1 protein-coding gene is annotated in these 231 nt (G+C 46.8%); it reads right to left on the reverse strand.

Translation table 11 applies throughout. The features are described 5' to 3' along the window. Positions 1-231: hypothetical protein (locus Q4528_RS16510; protein ID WP_303522883.1), on the reverse strand; the 231-nt coding region annotated here is incomplete at both ends.

Here is a 231-nt window from a genome sequence, read left to right on the forward strand (position 1 = left end):
GTCAGCGGCATTCGGCGAAATAACCGAGGGTGCTATATCTGGGTAGGCATCTTGCGCGACTTGCTGGAAACGGCTAGAAATAAATACTAACCCAGTCGCATTGCTAAATATCCAACGTTCTACCGAGCGGGCAAAGCGTTGAAAAAACAGCTCTCGCACACGATGTACCAAACAAGAGTCATTAATCTCCAACACGATAGGAATATTGTGTCTTTTAGCCCACCACACACT

It is taken from the genome of Staphylococcus pasteuri (genome assembly GCF_030547725.1).
GTDB lineage: Bacteria > Bacillota > Bacilli > Staphylococcales > Staphylococcaceae > Staphylococcus > Staphylococcus pasteuri.